This window comes from Aureimonas sp. ME7, from assembly GCF_903970965.1.
Lineage (GTDB): Bacteria > Pseudomonadota > Alphaproteobacteria > Rhizobiales > Rhizobiaceae > Aureimonas.
Genome location: NZ_CAJCKW010000010.1, coordinates 89,761 through 106,359, shown reverse-complemented (window position 1 = coordinate 106,359; position 16,599 = coordinate 89,761). Strand labels below are relative to the sequence as shown.

The window sequence follows — 16,599 nt, the reverse complement described above, 5'->3', positions numbered from 1 at the left end:
CCTCAAGGCAGGGCGGAAACAGAGTCGCTTGATCGCGATCGGCACCGACAACGAAGCGTCCCATGCCACCCTCCCGTCAACCCCGACGAGAATAGCACGCGCAGGGTTTTGACACAGCCAGGGTCGATAGCAGCCACAAAACCTTATCATGTGATCGGCGCGCAGCTGCGAGGGGCCGCCGATCATGCGTCGCTTCGCGGGGCTGGGGCGGTAGCTACTGCGGACAACCCTGTTCCTCGACGCCATCCCCGTAAGCGACGCCGCACTCCATGATGGACGCGATGACATCGCCACCGCTTCCATCTTTCGGAGCCTGCGGCCGGCAAGAGACTTGGGCGCTGGCGAGTTCGTCTAGGGGCTCCATCGCCTTCCCGCGAACCTTTCGCAGGTCCAGGACATGGCGCTTGACGCACATCTCGTAGCGCCCCTTCGCACCTTTGAACTCCTGCGGCAGCATCTTCGGCGCCGCGGTCGCCCCGCTCGCTAGCAAAAGCCCGGCGGTTACGATGGCAGTGGACTTCTGCATGGCGGATCCTCCCTCGTCAAACTGCATGATTGCTACCAGCAGGGATGCCTATGCGTCGACCGCGACCGAAGGCTGGGTAACGCGAGCCGTAAACTCCTCCCTCGAGATGAGACCTCGCGTTGGGCTGGAGTTCGTCAGACCTTTGAGACAGAAGGAGAACGAACTGGCGAACTGGCCGAGTTATCCAGTTAATTTCACTTAATAGCGGCGATCCTGCCGGGGTCGCCAACGTCGGCGTATGTCTTCCTCTCGTTGAAGCGATGCGATCGGTCGTGACGTTGGTTGGGTAAGGCGGTGCGATGGCCACTCGCGATCGACCGATATCCGCCGCTGCAGATGTCCGAAATTTAATACAACCTTACGATCGACTGCGTGTTTCTCAGAGGCACGATACCCGCACCCATGGCGCTCAGAAGGTTATCGCCATTTCGCGAGCATCGGCGAACCTGGGAGAAGAGCTATGAGAACCAAGCTTCTGCTGGCGGGATGCGCCACGGCGCTCGCTATGGCATTCATGAGTGCCCCATCGATGGCAGCCACGATGCGACACGACCTGCACCATCGCGTCATCCATCATCGGATGCATGAACCCACACGCGCAATGAATCGGAACGGAACGCATTATGCGGTGATGACGCATCGCTCCCAGCACGGGATGCCGCGCACGGCCTTCTCGCGCGACAGCACGCAGAACCCGACCGGACAATCCGAAGAAAGCGGGTCGCTGGCCGTTCCGGGCTCGGATGCCGCCTTCATGAACTACGATCCGCACGACAAGAATGCCCACTACGGCTACTGACTCAACGTCCTAGCGGGCTGTGCGGCGGGAAACATCGGTTCCCGCCGCAACTGCAACAGGCTCGATGTCCTCAACGCTGGATGAAGTCCGCAAGAGCGGTCGCCCTGCTCGAAGCTTCGGTAGAGACGGGCCTCCCCTGGCGCTGACGTGCCGCCAACCCGATGGTGCGCATGGTTTCGATCGGGACAGGGAACTTGGAACGAATAAACTGTTACCCGTTGGGCGACCGGTAGCTCGCGAGCGTCGATCGAGGCTTGAGCAGCGTACACAGCGCCTGGCGCAACCGCTCCGGTCAATGCCAATTCGAACTGCGCCGACTGTTTGGGTGGGGGGCATGGTGGGCGATGACAGGCTCGAACTGCCGACATCCTCGGTGTAAACGAGGCGCTCTACCAACTGAGCTAATCGCCCTTCGCAGTTCGCATTAGTGGCTCCTTCCAACGAAGGCAAGGGGTGAAGCCCGTTTCACCGCCCCTCCTTTGAGCAGTATGTATTTCGCCACATTGATTCCCGCGTTGCACCATCGTTGGACCTTTCGATCCGCGTCACGGTGCGAGCGCTGTATCGTCAAGTCATTGACTGGAAAAGGCTTTTAAAAAGTCCGCAAAACTGCGTTGACAGGTCAGCGAGGAGTCCGTAAACGACCGCTCATGCCGCTGACGAACACGACAGCGGCACCAAGCGCGGGTGTAGCTCAGTCGGTTAGAGTGCCGGCCTGTCACGCCGGAGGTCGCGGGTTCGAGCCCCGTCACTCGCGCCATTTCCTTTCGGAAATGCCTTACTTCAATATTCGCATTTAAAATCGACGGCGAGAACATTCGGTTTCGGGTCCGAAGAGATGGTCTTTTGCCTCTCGGTTCGGTCGGAATGATCGCCCTTCGAAGAGCGCCTTGAACCTCCTTGCGTCTACATTAGGAAGGGTCTAATCCTCGCCGCAATGCGAAGGGCGAGCGTGTCCGTTGGACGCATTGAACCCGTCCATCACTCGCTTAACTTTCTCAACGAAACGGCCGTTGGCGCGCTCGCGCTACGGGCGTTCGGTCGGACTGCACGCAAAGGAAGACCCGCTTGTGAACGAGCTTCTCGGATCTTATCTGCCGATCGTCATCTTCGTCGGCGTCGCGTTGCTGATCGGGCTGGCTCTTCTCGTTTCGCCCTTCCTGCTCGCCTTCAAGGCGCCGGACGACGAGAAGCTGTCCGCCTACGAGTGTGGCTTCGATGCGTTCGACGACTCGCGCATGAAGTTCGACGTCCGCTTCTACCTCGTATCGATTCTCTTCATCATTTTCGATCTCGAAGTCGCTTTCCTGTTTCCGTGGGCTGCTTCCTTCGGAAGTCTCGGTTGGGCCGGCTTCTCGTCGATGATGGTCTTCCTCGGCGTGCTCACCGTCGGGTTTGTGTATGAATGGAAGAAAGGCGCCCTCGAATGGGATTGAACCCCGGCACCGCCCCCTTCGCGGCACGGTCCGATCTGCAGGTTCAGCCTGCGGCCGATCCGTTCGTGACGGATGTCAACAACGAACTGGCCGACAAGGGCTTCATCGTCACCTCCACGGAGGATCTGATCCAGTGGGCCCGCACGGGTTCTCTGATGTGGATGACCTTCGGGCTCGCCTGCTGCGCCGTGGAAATGATGCAGATGTCGATGCCTCGCTACGATGGCGAGCGGTTCGGCTTCGCGCCCCGCGCTTCGCCCCGTCAGTCTGACGTGATGATCGTCGCCGGCACCCTGACCAACAAGATGGCGCCGGCGCTCCGCAAGGTCTACGACCAGATGCCGGAGCCGCGCTACGTCATTTCCATGGGCTCGTGCGCGAACGGCGGCGGCTACTACCACTATTCCTATTCGGTTGTGCGTGGCTGCGATCGCGTCGTGCCGGTCGATATCTACGTGCCGGGCTGTCCCCCGACGGCCGAGGCGCTTCTCTACGGCGTTCTTCTCCTTCAAAAGAAGATCCGGCGTCTTGGAACGATCGAGCGCTGAGGGCGGGATGAACGAGCTTGCGGAATATCTGACGGGTGTATTCGGGGCGAAAATTTCGTCCCTGGACACCCGTCTCGACGAGTTGACCCTGACAGTTGCGCCGGCCGACCTCCTGGAAGTCGTGACGCTGCTTCGCGACGATCCGCAGTGCCAATTCAAGTCCTTCGTCGATCTATGCGGCGTGGACTTTCCGGCGCGCGTCGATCGCTTCGAGATCGTGACGCATCTCCTTTCGCCCTACCTCAATCAGCGCATCCGCGTGAAGGTGACGACGGGGGAGGACGATCCCGTACCGTCCATCACCGGCATCTTCCCCGGCGCCGATTGGTTCGAGCGGGAGGCGTATGACCTTTATGGCATCCTGTTCACCGGCCACCCCGATCTGCGCCGCATCCTCACGGACTATGGCTTCGAGGGGCATCCGCTCCGCAAGGACTTCCCGCTGACCGGATTCGTCGAGGTCCACTACGACGAGCAGCTGAAGCAGGTGGTCTACGAGCCTGTGGAACTTCGCCAGGAGTTTCGTCAGTTCGACTTCTTGTCGCCATGGGAGGGCACGGATTACGTGCTGCCGGGCGACGAGAAGGCGAAGGCGAACTGAGCGGCGGCGGCCTGTGATCGGCGAGCGACTGAGCGGGCGTTGCCTCTGCGGAGAGTGCCGCTTCGAGGCGCGGGTCCTGAAGTCCCATGCGGACGCATGTCATTGCGGCATGTGCCGTCGGTGGGGAGGCGGTCCTTCGCTCGGCGTAGAGGTCGCGGATCTCGAATTCGACCCTGGTGCACCGCTGCTGATCTATCGTTCGTCGGAATGGGCTGAACGGATTTCCTGTGTCCGATGCGGCAGCGGGTTGGCGTTCCGAATGATCGATGGTTCGTTTGCGAACGTTCCGCTCGCCGTATTCGATCCGCCGCTCGATCTGCCCTTGACCGTTGAAATTTTCATCGACGAAAAACCGTCCGGCTACGCTTTCGCGGGGTCGACGCAAAAGATGACCGGGGCCGAAGTCATGGCCGCATTCGCCGGTAGGGAAGCCTGACATGGCCGAGATCGACGTCCGCAACTTCAACATCAATTTCGGCCCACAGCATCCGGCCGCGCACGGCGTGCTACGCTTGGTGCTGGAACTCGACGGCGAAAACGTCGAGCGCGTCGATCCGCATATCGGCCTTCTGCATCGGGGCACCGAGAAGCTGATCGAGCAGAAGACCTACCTCCAGGCAATGCCCTATTTCGACCGGCTCGACTACGTCGCGCCGATGAACCAGGAGCACGCTTTCTGCCTTGCGGTCGAGCGGCTGGCCAATGTCGAGGTCCCGATCAAGGGGCAGCTGATCCGTGTCCTCTACTGCGAGATCGGCCGCATCCTCTCGCATCTCCTCAACGTCACGACGCAGGCGATGGACGTGGGTGCGCTGACGCCGCCGCTTTGGGGTTTCGAGGAACGCGAGAAGCTGATGGTGTTCTACGAGCGCGCATCGGGCGCTCGTCTGCACGCGGCCTATTTCCGACCCGGCGGCGTGCATCAGGATCTGGCGCCGCAGCTCGTGGACGATATCGGCGCGTGGTGCGACCCGTTCCTGAAGGCGCTGGCCGACATCGACGAACTCCTGACCGAAAACCGCATCTTCAAGCAGCGCAACGTCGATATCGGCGTCGTCAGCCTGGATGACGCGTGGGCCTGGGGCTTCTCGGGCGTGATGGTTCGCGGTTCGGGCGCCGCGTGGGATTTGCGCAAGTCGCAGCCCTATGAATGCTACGACCAGATGGATTTCGACATCCCGATCGGAAAGAACGGCGACTGCTACGACCGCTATCTCATCCGCATGGAGGAGATGCGCCAGTCCGTTGCGATCATGAAGCAATGCGTCGAGCGGTTGGCGGGTCGGGACCGGATCGGGCCCTTCGCTTCCACGGAAGGCAAGGTCGTGCCGCCCAAGCGCGGCGAGATGCGCAAGTCGATGGAAGCTCTCATCCACCACTTCAAGCTCTACACGGAAGGCTTTCACGTTCCGGCAGGCGAGGTCTATGCCGCGGTGGAGGCGCCCAAGGGCGAATTCGGCGTGTATCTGGTGGCGGATGGGACGAACAAGCCCTATCGCTGCAAGATCCGCGCTCCGGGTTTCGCCCATCTCCAGGCGATGGACTTCCTCTGCCGCAACCACATGCTGGCCGACGTGTCCGCGATTCTCGGGTCGTGCGACATCGTCTTCGGCGAGGTCGATCGCTAGTTCGTCCACACTCGCTTGGATGTGAGAAGGCGTCTTGTTTCAAGGCGCAAGGAAAACCAAACGGTGCGGCGTCTGAACCTCGTTCGGGCGCTGGCCTTTTGCGCTTACTGTGTTAGAACGCGCCGCAACACGGGTGTGTTGGAACCGTTCTGAAGTCGAGGTCCGATGTCCGTCAGACGTCTTGCGGAAGATGCCGTTCAGCCTCAGGGTTTTGCCTTTTCTGCGCAGAACGCGGATTGGGCCGAGGCGACGATCCGCAAATATCCCGAAGGCCGCCAGCAGTCCGCGGTGATCCCCCTTCTCATGCGTGCGCAGGAGCAGGACGGCTGGGTCACTAAGGCTGCGATCGAGCATGTCGCGCAGCGTTTGCGCATGCCGATGATTCGCGTTCTGGAAGTCGCGACCTTCTACACGCAGTTCCAGCTGGCGCCCGTCGGCAAGCGCGCACATATCCAGGTTTGCGGAACGACGCCTTGCATGCTGCGGGGTTCGGACGATCTAAAGCGCGTCTGCCGAGAGAAGATCCATCCTCAGCCGTTCCACCTGAACGAAAGCGGTTCGTTGTCGTGGGAAGAGGTCGAGTGCCTCGGCGCCTGCGTGAATGCGCCCATGGTCATGATCTTCAAGGACACCTACGAGGATCTGACGGCCGAGTCGCTGTCCGGGATCATCGACGCGTTCGAGCGCGGTGAGGGGGCTGCCGTGAAGAAGGGGCCGCAGGTCGACCGGCACCTCTCGGTCCCAATCGGCGGCCTGACGACATTGAATTCCTTCAACGATGAGGAAGGCGGTCCAGACGAGGCACGCAAGGCGCCGCAGGCTGCGAACGCGGCGTCCGGCGGCGATGCGAGCGGAGGTGTCGCGCCTTCGCAGGCAGGGCGACCCGACACGCATGCGGCCGAGACCGACCCGTCGATCAAGGGTCCGGCGGGCGCTCCCAAGGCGAGCCAAGCGGCGGAGGACGCGATCAGCGTCGATCCGAGTGAAGGCGCGGGACGTCCCGGTTCCGGCCGTACCGGCGGCACCCGGCAGGGCCCGACGGGCGCGGACGAAGTAAATGCGGCGGCCGAGCAAAAGAAGGCCGAGACGACCTCCGGCGAGGCGCGCACCGACGGTCCGTTGAAGACCAAGGGGGCGGCTGCCGAAGATGCGGTTGTGCAGGAGCGTCAGCGGGTCGACGACAAGGGGCGCACCGCGCCTCATGACGGCTCGGAAGATCTTTCGGGGAAGGATCATACGGCCAGCGGCTCGCTCGAGGCTCAGCGTGACGACACGTCCGACGTGACGTCCGGTCCCGACGTGAAGGGCGATGGCCCTGCGAAGGGGCGCGAGGGCTCTGGCCCCAAGGCTTCGGAATAGGCGGAGATCGGGATATGCTGCAGGATCAGGATCGGATCTTCACCAACATCTACGGCCTCCGGGACAAGAGCCTGAAGGGCGCGATGAAGCGCGGCCATTTCGACGGCACCGCCGGGATGATCGAGAAGGGGCGCGACTGGATCATCAACGAGATGAAGGCGTCGGGTCTACGCGGGCGCGGCGGCGCCGGCTTCCCGACCGGTCTCAAGTGGTCCTTCATGCCCAAGGAGATCGGCGAGCGTCCTCACTATCTCGTCGTCAACGCGGACGAATCGGAGCCCGGAACCTGCAAGGACCGGGAGATCATGCGCAACGACCCGTTCACGCTGGTCGAAGGCTGCGTGATCGCCGGTTTCGCGATGGGCGCGCATGCGGCCTACATCTACGTTCGCGGTGAATACATCCGCGAGCGCGAGGCGCTGCAGCTGGCGATCGACGAGTGCTACGAGGCGGGTCTGCTCGGCCGCGACAACAAGTGCGGCTGGGACATGGACATCTACGTCCATCACGGGGCCGGCGCCTATATCTGCGGCGAGGAAACGGCGCTTCTCGAAAGCCTGGAAGGCAAGAAGGGTCAGCCACGCCTCAAGCCGCCGTTTCCGGCCAATATGGGCCTCTACGGCTGCCCGACGACGGTCAACAACGTCGAGTCGATCGCGGTCGCGCCGACGATCCTTCGCCGTGGCGGCGCCTGGTTCGCGGGGATCGGACGTCCGAACAACACCGGCACCAAGCTGTTCTCGATCTCGGGCCACGTCAATCAGCCATGCACCGTCGAAGAAGCGATGGGCATTCCTTTCCGCGAACTGATCGATCGCCATTGCGGAGGCGTTCGCGGCGGCTACGACAATCTTCTGGCGGTCATTCCGGGCGGTTCGTCCTGTCCGCTGGTGCCCGGCGAGCAGATCCTCGACGCGCCGATGGATTTCGACGGCATGCGGGAGGTGAAGTCCTCGTTCGGCACGGCCGCCGTGATCGTCATGGATAAGTCGACCGACATCGTCCGTGCGATTGCTCGGCTGGCCTACTTCTACAAGCACGAAAGCTGCGGCCAGTGCACGCCTTGCCGCGAGGGCACCGGCTGGATGTGGCGCGTCATGGAGCGCATGGTGGTCGGCAACGCGCAGAAGCGCGAGATCGATATGCTCCTCGACGTCACCAAGCAGGTCGAAGGGCATACGATCTGCGCGCTGGGCGACGCGGCGGCTTGGCCGATCCAGGGTCTCGTTCGCCATTTCCGCGCGGAGATCGAGCGGCGCATCGACGAGTTCTCCCGCAACGCCGATCTGGATCGTAAGCCGATCCTTCAGGCAGCGGAATAGGAAAGGTCTCGAAGGGTCGTCGATCCCTTGAGGATTGCGGCCGATCTCGCGAAGTCGGGGTTTGAGAAGAAGCTGATGGCAAAGATCAAGGTCGACGGCAACGAGATCGAAGTTCCCGATCACTACACGCTGCTGCAGGCAGCGGAGGAGGCGGGCGCCGAGATTCCGCGCTTCTGCTTCCACGAGCGTTTGTCGGTGGCCGGCAACTGCCGGATGTGCCTCGTCGAGGTGAAGGGCGGTCCGCCGAAGCCCGCGGCCTCCTGCGCCATGGGCGTTCGCGATCTTCGCCCCGGCCCGAACGGGGAGGCGCCGGAAATCTTCACCAACACGCCGATGGTGAAGAAGGCCCGCGAGGGCGTCATGGAATTCCTGCTGATCAACCACCCGCTGGATTGCCCGATCTGCGATCAGGGCGGCGAGTGCGATCTCCAGGATCAGGCGATGGCCTTCGGCGTCGACTCCTCGCGCTATAAGGAAAACAAGCGCGCGGTCGAGGACAAGTATATCGGCCCGCTCGTGAAAACGATCATGACGCGCTGCATCCACTGCACGCGCTGCGTTCGCTTTACGACCGAAGTCGCCGGCATATCGGAGTTGGGTCTCGTCGGCCGCGGCGAGGACGCCGAGATCACGACCTATCTCGAACAGGCGATGACCTCCGAGCTGCAGGGCAATGTGATCGACCTTTGCCCGGTCGGCGCTCTGACCTCTCGTCCCTACGCGTTTCAGGCCAGGCCTTGGGAGTTGACGAAGACGGAAAGCGTCGATGTCATGGACGCGGTCGGCTCCGCCATCCGCGTCGACACGCGCGGTCGTGAGGTCATGCGCATTTTACCGCGGGTCAACGACCTGATCAACGAAGAGTGGATTTCCGACAAGACGCGCTTCGTTTGGGACGGTCTGCGCACGCAGCGCCTCGACCGGCCGTATGTGCGGCGGGACGGGCGCCTTCAGCCGGTGTCGTGGCCGGAGGCCTTCGAGGCGATCCGCGCCAAGCTGCAGGGCGTTTCGGGCGAGCGCATCGGCGCCGTCGCCGGCGACCTTTCCGCAGTCGAGGACATGTGGGCACTCAAGCGCCTGATGGCGAACCTCGGGTCGGCCAATATTGACTGCCGCCAGGACGGGGCGAAGCTCGATCCGGCCGATGGGCGCGCGTCCTATCTCTTCAACACAACGATCGTCGGGATCGAAGAGGCGGATGCGCTTCTGATCATCGGCGCCAACCCGCGCTTCGAGGCGCCGGTGCTGAATGCACGGATCCGCAAGCGCTGGCGCCGCGGCGACATGCCGGTCGGGCTGATCGGCGAAAACGTCGATCTGCGCTATGCCGTGACCTATCTCGGAGCCGGCCCGCAGACGCTGTCCGACATCGAGAACGCCAATGGCGAGTTCTTCGACGCTTTGAAGAATGCCAAGCGTCCCATGATCATCGTGGGGCAGGGGGCTATCAGCGGCGAAAACGGCGATGCGGTCCTCGCCAGCGTTGCGGCGCTTGCCCGTGAGATCGGCGCCGTCAGCGACGGTTGGAACGGGTTCAACGTTCTTCACACGGCGGCAAGCCGGGTGGGCGGCCTCGACATCGGCTTCGTGCCGGGCGAGGGCGGGCATTCCGCGCAGGCGATGGCCGCGGGCGGCGTGGACGTTCTGTTCAACCTCGGAGCCGACGAGATCGAGATCGCGCCCGGCGCCTTCGTCGTCTATGTCGGTACGCATGGCGATCGCGGCGCCCACCGCGCCGACGTCATCCTTCCCGGTGCAGCCTATACGGAAAAGTCCGGAACCTGGGTCAATACCGAGGGCCGGGTGCAAACGGGCTCTCGCGCCGGCTTCCCGCCGGGCGACGCCCGGGAGGAATGGGCAATCTTCCGCGCGCTGTCGGCGGTGCTCGGCAACGCTCTGCCGTTCGATTCGCTCGGCGCACTTCGCCGCGATCTCGCCGGCGCTCATCCGATCTTCGGCGGTCAGCCGCTGGAAGCCGCCGACGCTGGCGCGGTCACGGTGCTGGCGGACCGCGCGGGAACGCCGTCGGGCGCAGCCTTCCGGTCCGGCATCGGCGACTTCTATCTGACGAACCCCATCGCCCGGGCCTCGAAGGTCATGGCGGAGTGCTCGCGCCTCGCGCAGGCCGAACATCTCGAAGCGGCCGAGTAAGGACGACGGACGACCATGGAGCTTTTCTCCCTCTATATCTGGCCGGCGCTCGTGATCATCGGGCAGAGCCTTCTGTTCCTGGTGGTCCTGCTCGTCCTGATCGCCTACATCCTGCTTGCCGACCGCAAGATCTGGGCGGCCGTGCAGATGCGCCGCGGGCCGAACGTCGTGGGGCCCTTCGGCCTCTTTCAGTCCTTCGCCGATCTTCTGAAGTTCGTTCTCAAGGAGCCGGTGATCCCGGCTTCGTCGGACAAGGTCGTCTTCCTCCTGGCGCCGCTCGTCGCGGTGACGCTGGCGCTCGCGACGTTCGCCGTCGTGCCGGTGGCGGACGGTTGGGTCATCGCCAACATCAACATCGGCATCCTCTACATCTTCGCGATCTCTTCGCTCGAAGTGTATGGCGTCATCATGGGCGGTTGGGCTTCGAACTCGAAATACGCGTTTCTCGGCGCGCTTCGTTCGGCGGCGCAGATGGTGTCGTACGAAGTCTCGATCGGCTTCGTGATCGTCACCGTTCTCCTGTGCGTCGGCTCGCTGAACCTGACGGATATCGTTCTGGCGCAGACCGATGGCGTCGGGACCATGGTCGGTCTCCCGTCGAGCTTCCTCGACTGGCATTGGCTGGCACTGTTCCCGATGTTCGTCATCTTCTTCATTTCGGCGCTCGCCGAGACGAACCGTCCGCCCTTCGATCTGCCGGAGGCGGAATCGGAGCTCGTCGCCGGTTTCATGGTCGAGTACGGATCGACGCCGTACATGATGTTCATGCTCGGCGAATATGCGGCCATCACCCTGATGTGCTCGCTGATGACCATCCTGTTCCTCGGCGGTTGGCTGCCCCCGTTCGGCTTTGCGCCGTTCACCTGGGTTCCCGGCGTCATCTGGTTCCTTCTGAAGGTCGCGCTTTGCTTCTTCATGTTCGCAATGGTGAAGGCCTTCGTGCCGCGCTACCGCTACGATCAGCTGATGCGGCTGGGCTGGAAGGTGTTCCTGCCGATTTCGCTCGGCATGGTGGTTCTGGTCGCGCTGGTGTTGCAGCTGACCGGCTGGGGAGCGGCCGCGCATGTCAACGCCGCGCACAACGTGTTCGCCGCCTGGTAAGCCGAAGTCATACAACGAGGGCGGCCGCCGGGTCGCCCGAACCCTCCGTTAGCGGAGATCGGATTTTTCGATGAGTGCTCTGACGCAGTCCGTCAAATCGCTGTTCCTGATCGAGTTCTTGAAGGCGTTCCGTCTTTCGATGCGTTATTTCTTCGCGCCGAAATCGACCGTGAATTACCCGTTCGAGAAGGGACCTGTCAGCCCGCGCTTCCGGGGTGAGCATGCGCTTCGCCGTTACCCGAACGGTGAGGAGCGGTGCATCGCCTGCAAGCTTTGCGAGGCGATCTGCCCGGCCCAGGCTATCACGATCGAGGCCGGTCCGCGGCGCAACGACGGCACGCGCCGGACGGTGCGCTACGACATCGACATGGTGAAGTGCATCTACTGCGGCTTCTGCCAGGAAGCGTGTCCGGTGGACGCGATCGTGGAAGGACCGAACTTCGAGTTCTCGACGGAAACGCGCGAGGAACTTTACTACGACAAGGAAAAGCTGCTGGCCAACGGCGACCGTTGGGAGCGGGAGATCGCTCGCAACATTGCGCTGGACGCGCCGTACCGCTAATTTGCTGAACGCGAGGGCTCGAGAAGGCTCCGCGTTCCCAATCGAACAGAAGGGCGGCGAATGGGAACCCATTCGTCCGCCCCGTGACGTTACCGCGAATCCAGGGGAGCCCGGCATGTTGGGGCTGCAAGCCTTCTTCTTCTACGTCTTCGCGATCGTCTCCGTCGGATCGGCGTTGATGGTCGTGCTGTCCCGAAATCCGGTGCACTCCGTCCTCTTCCTGATCCTGACCTTTGTGGCCGCCGCCGGGCTCTTCCTGCTGACGGGCGCCGAGTTCCTCGCGTTGATCCTGATCGTCGTCTATGTCGGCGCCGTGGCGATCCTGTTCCTTTTCGTCGTGATGATGCTGGATCTCGACTTCGGTCGCATCAAGCAGGGCGCACTTCAGTATGCCCCGATCGGCGCCATCATCGGCTTCATCCTCCTTGCGCAGCTGATCATCGCGGTGACGGGCAGCTACTACGCGCCCCAACTCAATGCGCAGACGGTTCTGCCGACGCCGCCGCTGTCGCAGGTCTCGAACATCGAGGCGATCGGCCTCGTCCTCTACACGCGCTACGTCTTCTTCTTCCAGATGGCGGGGCTCGTTCTCTTCGTGGCGATGATCGGGGCGATCGTTCTCACCCTGCGCCAGAAGCCGGGGCTGAAGCGGCAGTCGATCCCGGTGCAGGTCGCGCGCAATCCGGCGACGGCGATCGAGGTGCGCAAGGTCGAGAGCGGCAAGGGCATCTGAGGCGGATACGGAAAAACAACATGGCTGTCGGTCTCGGACATTATCTCACGGTCGCTGCGATCCTTTTCGTTACGGGGGTCTTTGGCATCTTCATGAACCGCAAGAACATCATCACGATCCTAATGTCGGTCGAGTTGATCCTCTTGTCGGTGAATCTTAACCTTGTCGCCTTCTCGGCCTTCCTGAACGATCTGGCGGGGCAGGTCTTCGCCCTGTTCATCCTGACGGTAGCGGCCGCCGAGGCTGCGATCGGCCTCGCGATCCTGGTTGTCTTCTTCCGTAATCGCGGCTCCATCGCCGTCGACGACGTCAACACGATGAAGGGCTGATCCCGACGATGTATACCCTGATCGTCCTTCTGCCGCTCGTCGGCTTCGTTGTCGCGGGCCTCTTCGGCAACCAGATCGGTGCCAAGGCTTCGGAATATGTGACCAGCGGTCTTCTGATCGCGGCCGCCGTTCTGTCCTGGGTCGGGTTCCTCACCTTCGGCGGCGAGACGCTCCACATCCCGGTTCTGCAATGGATGCAGGCGGGAACCCTGGACATTTCCTGGCAGCTGCGGATCGACCGGCTGACGCTCGTCATGCTGGTCGTGGTCAACACCGTTTCGGCTTTGGTCCACGTGTACTCGATCGGGTACATGCACCACGACGACTCGCGTCCACGCTTCTTCGCTTATCTCTCGCTCTTCACCTTCGCGATGCTGACGCTGGTGACGGCCGACAACCTCGTCCAGATGTTCTTCGGCTGGGAAGGCGTGGGCCTCGCGTCCTACCTTCTGATCGGCTTCTGGTATCAGAAGCCTTCGGCCAACAAGGCGGCGATGAAGGCCTTCGTCGTCAACCGCGTCGGCGATTTCGGATTCCTGCTCGGCATCTTCGGCCTGTTCGTCGTGTTCGGCTCGGCCAACCTCGACACGATTTTCGCGGGCGCCGGCCAGATGGTTGGCACGATCTACCCTGAGGGTGGGGAAGCTGCTGCGACCGCCACCGCGCCGATCTTGAACTTTGCGGGCTACTCGCTTCCGGCGGCTGGGGCGATGACCGCGATCTGCCTGCTTCTCTTCATGGGTGCGATGGGCAAGTCCGCGCAGATCGGCCTTCACACCTGGTTGCCGGACGCGATGGAAGGGCCGACGCCGGTGTCCGCGCTGATCCACGCGGCAACCATGGTCACCGCCGGCGTGTTCATGCTAGCGCGTCTTTCGCCGGTCTTCGAGCTCAGCCATTCCGCACTGACCTTCGTCACCTTCATCGGCGCCACGACGGCGTTCTTCGCGGCGACGATCGGCCTCGTTCAGAACGACATCAAGCGCGTCATCGCCTATTCGACGTGCTCGCAGCTCGGCTACATGTTCGTAGCGCTCGGCGTCGGCGCCTATGGCGCGGCAATCTTCCACCTCTTCACGCACGCGTTCTTCAAGGCGCTTCTGTTCCTTGGCGCCGGCTCGGTGATCCATGCGGTCGATGGCGAGCAGGACATGCGCCACATGGGCGGCCTGCGGAAGCACATCCCGATCACCTACTGGACGATGATGATCGGAACGCTGGCGCTGACCGGCTTCCCGTTCACGGCAGGCTACTATTCCAAGGACGCGATCATCGAGAGCGCTTTCGCGGGCGAGAACGCCTTTGCGATGTACGGGTACATGATGACCGTGATCGCGGCGGCGCTGACGAGCTTCTACTCCTGGCGCCTCGTGTTCCTGACCTTCCACGGCAAGCCGCGCGCAAGCCATGAGGTCATGCACCATGTGCACGAGTCGCCTCCGGTGATGACGACTCCGCTCTTCATCCTGTCGGCGGGCGCGCTGTTGGCCGGTATCGTGTTCTATCCGTACTTCCTCGGAGCGAACTACGAGACCTTCTGGCATACCGCGCTCTTCGCCGGGCCGGAGAACCATATCCTGCATGAGGCGCACGAAGTTCCGGCTCTTGTGGTCTGGTCGCCGACCATCGCGATGGCGCTTGGTTTCGTGCTGGCCTACGTCTTCTACGTCCGCCAGCCGCAGCGCCCGGCGCAGATGGCGGCGCGCAACCCTGGCCTGTACCAGTTCCTCTTGAACAAGTGGTACTTCGACGAGCTCTACGACTTCCTGTTCGTGCGCTCGGCCAAGTGGCTCGGTCGTTTCCTTTGGAAGAAGGGTGACGTCGCCGTCATCGACCGCTTGGGACCCGACGGCATCTCCGCCCGTGCGCTCGACGTAACGGGTTGGGTTGTGCGGCTGCAGACGGGTTATCTCTACCATTATGCCTTCGTCATGCTGATCGGCGTCGCGGCGCTGGTCACGTTCATGATGTTCAGGGGAATGCTGTGATGTCGGGCTGGCCTATCCTTTCGGCGGTAACCTTCGCGCCGCTGATCGGCGTCCTGATCATCCTGTTTACGCGGGACGACAGCGAACTGGCTCGTCGCAACATCCGTAACGTTGCGCTGCTCGTCAGCATTTTCACGTTTCTCCTTTCGCTCCTCATCTGGATCGGCTTCGACAATTCGGTCGCTGGCTTCCAGATGGTCGAGGAGGCGGAGTGGCTGACGGGCGGCATCGCTTACCGGATGGGCGTCGACGGCATCTCGATGCTGTTCGTGATCCTGACGACCTTCCTCCTGCCGATCTGCATTCTTGCCAGCCGTGATGCGATCACGGTTCGGGTTAAGGAATACATGATGGCGTTCCTGGTGCTGGAAACGCTGGTCATCGGCGTGTTCTGCGCCCTCGATATCGTGCTCTTCTACCTCTTCTTCGAAGGGTCGCTGATCCCGATGTTCCTGATCATCGGGGTGTGGGGCGGCAAGCGGCGCGTCTACGCGTCCTACAAGTTCTTCCTCTACACGTTCCTCGGCTCGGTGCTGATGCTGGTCGCCATCATGGCGATGTACTGGACGGCGGGCACGACCTCGATCCCCGAGCTTCTGGCCTACCAGTTTCCGGCACAGATGCAGACCTGGCTTTGGGTCGCCTTCTTCGCGTCCTTCGCGGTGAAGATGCCGATGTGGCCGGTCCACACATGGCTGCCGGACGCGCACGTCGAGGCTCCGACGGCGGGCTCGGTGATCCTGGCGGGCATCCTGCTCAAGCTCGGAGGCTACGGCTTTCTGCGCTTCTCGCTTCCGATGTTCCCGCTGGCCTCGGCCGACTTCGCGCCCTTCGTCTTCGTGCTTTCGGTGGTGGCGATCATCTACACCTCGCTGGTCGCGCTGATGCAGGAGGACATCAAGAAGCTGATCGCCTATTCGTCGGTCGCGCACATGGGCTTCGTGACCATGGGTATCTTCGCGGCCAATGAGCAGGGTATCCAGGGCGCGATCTTGCAAATGCTCTCCCACGGCCTGATCTCGGGCGCGCTCTTCCTGTGCGTCGGCGTCGTCTACGACCGGATGCACACCCGCGAGATCGCCGCCTATGGCGGGCTCGTGAACCGGATGCCGGCCTATGCCGCGATGATGCTGCTCTTCACCATGGGCAATGTCGGCCTGCCGGGGACGTCCGGCTTCGTCGGCGAGTTCATGACGCTGATGGGCGTGTTCCGCGTGAACTCCTGGGTCGCGATCTTCGCCGCGACCGGCGTCATCCTGTCGGCCGCCTACGCGCTATGGCTCTACCGCCGCGTGATCCTGGGGGCGCTCGATAAGGAGAACCTCAAGTCGATCCTCGACCTGACACCGCGCGAGAAGGCGCTTCTGTACCCGCTCGCGGTGCTGACCGTCTTCTTCGGTGTCTATCCGATGCCGGTCTTCAATGTGACGACCGCTTCCGTCGAGCAGCTTCTGAGCAGCTACACGGCAGCCATCGAAGCGGCGTCCAGCGTCGCATCGATCCAGAACTGAAAACA

General features: G+C 62.6%; 16 protein-coding genes and 2 tRNA genes. 16 read left to right on the top strand and 2 right to left on the bottom strand.

All coding sequences use genetic code 11. The features are described from left to right. Positions 1-214: 214 nt before the first annotated feature. Positions 215-553, bottom strand: coding sequence for a hypothetical protein (locus H7A85_RS16565; RefSeq protein WP_182087067.1), 339 nt, complete (start codon positions 551-553; stop codon positions 215-217). A gap of 604 nt (positions 554-1,157) precedes the next feature. On the opposite strand from H7A85_RS16565, the gene H7A85_RS16560 reads away from it, so the two are divergent. Then, entirely contained in the window at positions 1,158-1,325 is a 168-nt protein-coding gene (locus H7A85_RS16560; protein ID WP_182087066.1) for a hypothetical protein, read from the top strand. Positions 1,326-1,660: 335 nt separating this feature from the next. Here H7A85_RS16560 and H7A85_RS16555 read toward each other — a convergent pair. Further along, positions 1,661-1,736 (bottom strand) — tRNA-Val (locus H7A85_RS16555). Positions 1,737-2,008: 272 nt separating this feature from the next. On the opposite strand from H7A85_RS16555, the gene H7A85_RS16550 reads away from it, so the two are divergent. From H7A85_RS16550 to H7A85_RS16480, 15 genes are all read left to right on the top strand, one after another. Continuing rightward, positions 2,009-2,085, top strand: a tRNA-Asp gene (locus tag H7A85_RS16550). Between the two features lie 310 nt (positions 2,086-2,395). Continuing rightward, complete coding sequence (locus H7A85_RS16545; protein ID WP_182087075.1) at positions 2,396-2,761, top strand: NADH-quinone oxidoreductase subunit A; 366 nt, start codon at positions 2,396-2,398, stop codon at positions 2,759-2,761. Then, a complete protein-coding gene (locus H7A85_RS16540) occupies positions 2,731-3,309 on the top strand; it encodes an NADH-quinone oxidoreductase subunit B (RefSeq protein WP_182087065.1) in 579 nt (192 codons plus the stop codon). Before H7A85_RS16545 ends, H7A85_RS16540 begins: the two co-directional genes overlap by 31 nt. A gap of 7 nt (positions 3,310-3,316) precedes the next feature. Then, positions 3,317-3,910, top strand: a complete 594-nt coding sequence (locus H7A85_RS16535; protein ID WP_182087064.1) for an NADH-quinone oxidoreductase subunit C — start codon at positions 3,317-3,319, stop codon at positions 3,908-3,910. 13 nt (positions 3,911-3,923) lie between these two features. Beyond that, complete coding sequence (locus H7A85_RS16530) at positions 3,924-4,346, top strand: GFA family protein (RefSeq protein WP_244631239.1); 423 nt, start codon at positions 3,924-3,926, stop codon at positions 4,344-4,346. Between the two features lies 1 nt (position 4,347). Continuing rightward, positions 4,348-5,538 carry an NADH-quinone oxidoreductase subunit D gene (locus H7A85_RS16525; RefSeq protein WP_182087063.1) on the top strand — a complete coding sequence of 397 codons (1,191 nt, stop codon included), beginning with the start codon at positions 4,348-4,350 and terminating at the stop codon, positions 5,536-5,538. A gap of 165 nt (positions 5,539-5,703) precedes the next feature. Further along, positions 5,704-6,897 carry an NADH-quinone oxidoreductase subunit NuoE gene (gene nuoE, locus H7A85_RS16520; RefSeq protein WP_182087062.1) on the top strand — a complete coding sequence of 398 codons (1,194 nt, stop codon included), beginning with the start codon at positions 5,704-5,706 and terminating at the stop codon, positions 6,895-6,897. Between the two features lie 14 nt (positions 6,898-6,911). Next, positions 6,912-8,219, top strand: a complete 1,308-nt coding sequence (gene nuoF, locus H7A85_RS16515) for an NADH-quinone oxidoreductase subunit NuoF (protein WP_182087061.1) — start codon at positions 6,912-6,914, stop codon at positions 8,217-8,219. Between the two features lie 75 nt (positions 8,220-8,294). Beyond that, entirely contained in the window at positions 8,295-10,370 is a 2,076-nt protein-coding gene (gene nuoG / locus H7A85_RS16510; RefSeq protein WP_182087060.1) for an NADH-quinone oxidoreductase subunit NuoG, read from the top strand. Between the two features lie 15 nt (positions 10,371-10,385). Beyond that, the gene (gene nuoH, locus H7A85_RS16505) at positions 10,386-11,471 is read left to right on the top strand and encodes an NADH-quinone oxidoreductase subunit NuoH (protein WP_182087059.1); all 1,086 of its coding nucleotides are present in this window, start codon (positions 10,386-10,388) and stop codon (positions 11,469-11,471) included. Between the two features lie 70 nt (positions 11,472-11,541). Beyond that, a complete protein-coding gene (gene nuoI, locus H7A85_RS16500) occupies positions 11,542-12,033 on the top strand; it encodes an NADH-quinone oxidoreductase subunit NuoI (protein ID WP_182087058.1) in 492 nt (163 codons plus the stop codon). A 115-nt stretch (positions 12,034-12,148) separates the two neighbouring features. After that, positions 12,149-12,766 (top strand): NADH-quinone oxidoreductase subunit J, encoded by a 618-nt coding sequence (locus H7A85_RS16495; RefSeq protein ID WP_182087057.1) that lies wholly within the window; start codon positions 12,149-12,151, stop codon positions 12,764-12,766. A 20-nt stretch (positions 12,767-12,786) separates the two neighbouring features. Then, entirely contained in the window at positions 12,787-13,095 is a 309-nt protein-coding gene (gene nuoK, locus H7A85_RS16490) for an NADH-quinone oxidoreductase subunit NuoK (RefSeq protein WP_055884692.1), read from the top strand. An 8-nt stretch (positions 13,096-13,103) separates the two neighbouring features. Continuing rightward, positions 13,104-15,083 (top strand): NADH-quinone oxidoreductase subunit L, encoded by a 1,980-nt coding sequence (nuoL, locus tag H7A85_RS16485; RefSeq protein WP_182087056.1) that lies wholly within the window; start codon positions 13,104-13,106, stop codon positions 15,081-15,083. Continuing rightward, complete coding sequence (locus H7A85_RS16480) at positions 15,083-16,594, top strand: NADH-quinone oxidoreductase subunit M (RefSeq protein ID WP_182087055.1); 1,512 nt, start codon at positions 15,083-15,085, stop codon at positions 16,592-16,594. The genes nuoL and H7A85_RS16480 overlap by 1 nt, the downstream gene beginning before the upstream one ends. The last annotated feature ends 5 nt before the right edge of the window (positions 16,595-16,599 follow it).

Bases quoted from the DNA above. Each gene is read 5' to 3' on its own strand.
- H7A85_RS16560 (WP_182087066.1), top strand. From the start codon at position 1,158: ATGACGCATCGCTCCCAGCACGGGATGCCGCGCACGGCCTTCTCGCGC.
- nuoL (WP_182087056.1), top strand. From the start codon at position 13,104: ATGTATACCCTGATCGTCCTTCTGCCGCTCGTCGGCTTCGTTGTCGCG.
- nuoG (WP_182087060.1), top strand. From the start codon at position 8,295: ATGGCAAAGATCAAGGTCGACGGCAACGAGATCGAAGTTCCCGATCAC.
- H7A85_RS16525 (WP_182087063.1), top strand. From the start codon at position 4,348: ATGGCCGAGATCGACGTCCGCAACTTCAACATCAATTTCGGCCCACAG.
- nuoK (WP_055884692.1), top strand. From the start codon at position 12,787: ATGGCTGTCGGTCTCGGACATTATCTCACGGTCGCTGCGATCCTTTTC.
- nuoF (WP_182087061.1), top strand. From the start codon at position 6,912: ATGCTGCAGGATCAGGATCGGATCTTCACCAACATCTACGGCCTCCGG.
- nuoH (WP_182087059.1), top strand. From the start codon at position 10,386: ATGGAGCTTTTCTCCCTCTATATCTGGCCGGCGCTCGTGATCATCGGG.
- H7A85_RS16565 (WP_182087067.1), bottom strand. From the start codon at position 553: ATGCAGTTTGACGAGGGAGGATCCGCCATGCAGAAGTCCACTGCCATC.
- nuoE (WP_182087062.1), top strand. From the start codon at position 5,704: ATGTCCGTCAGACGTCTTGCGGAAGATGCCGTTCAGCCTCAGGGTTTT.
- H7A85_RS16495 (WP_182087057.1), top strand. From the start codon at position 12,149: ATGTTGGGGCTGCAAGCCTTCTTCTTCTACGTCTTCGCGATCGTCTCC.
- H7A85_RS16540 (WP_182087065.1), top strand. From the start codon at position 2,731: ATGGAAGAAAGGCGCCCTCGAATGGGATTGAACCCCGGCACCGCCCCC.
- nuoI (WP_182087058.1), top strand. From the start codon at position 11,542: ATGAGTGCTCTGACGCAGTCCGTCAAATCGCTGTTCCTGATCGAGTTC.
- H7A85_RS16480 (WP_182087055.1), top strand. From the start codon at position 15,083: ATGTCGGGCTGGCCTATCCTTTCGGCGGTAACCTTCGCGCCGCTGATC.
- H7A85_RS16535 (WP_182087064.1), top strand. From the start codon at position 3,317: ATGAACGAGCTTGCGGAATATCTGACGGGTGTATTCGGGGCGAAAATT.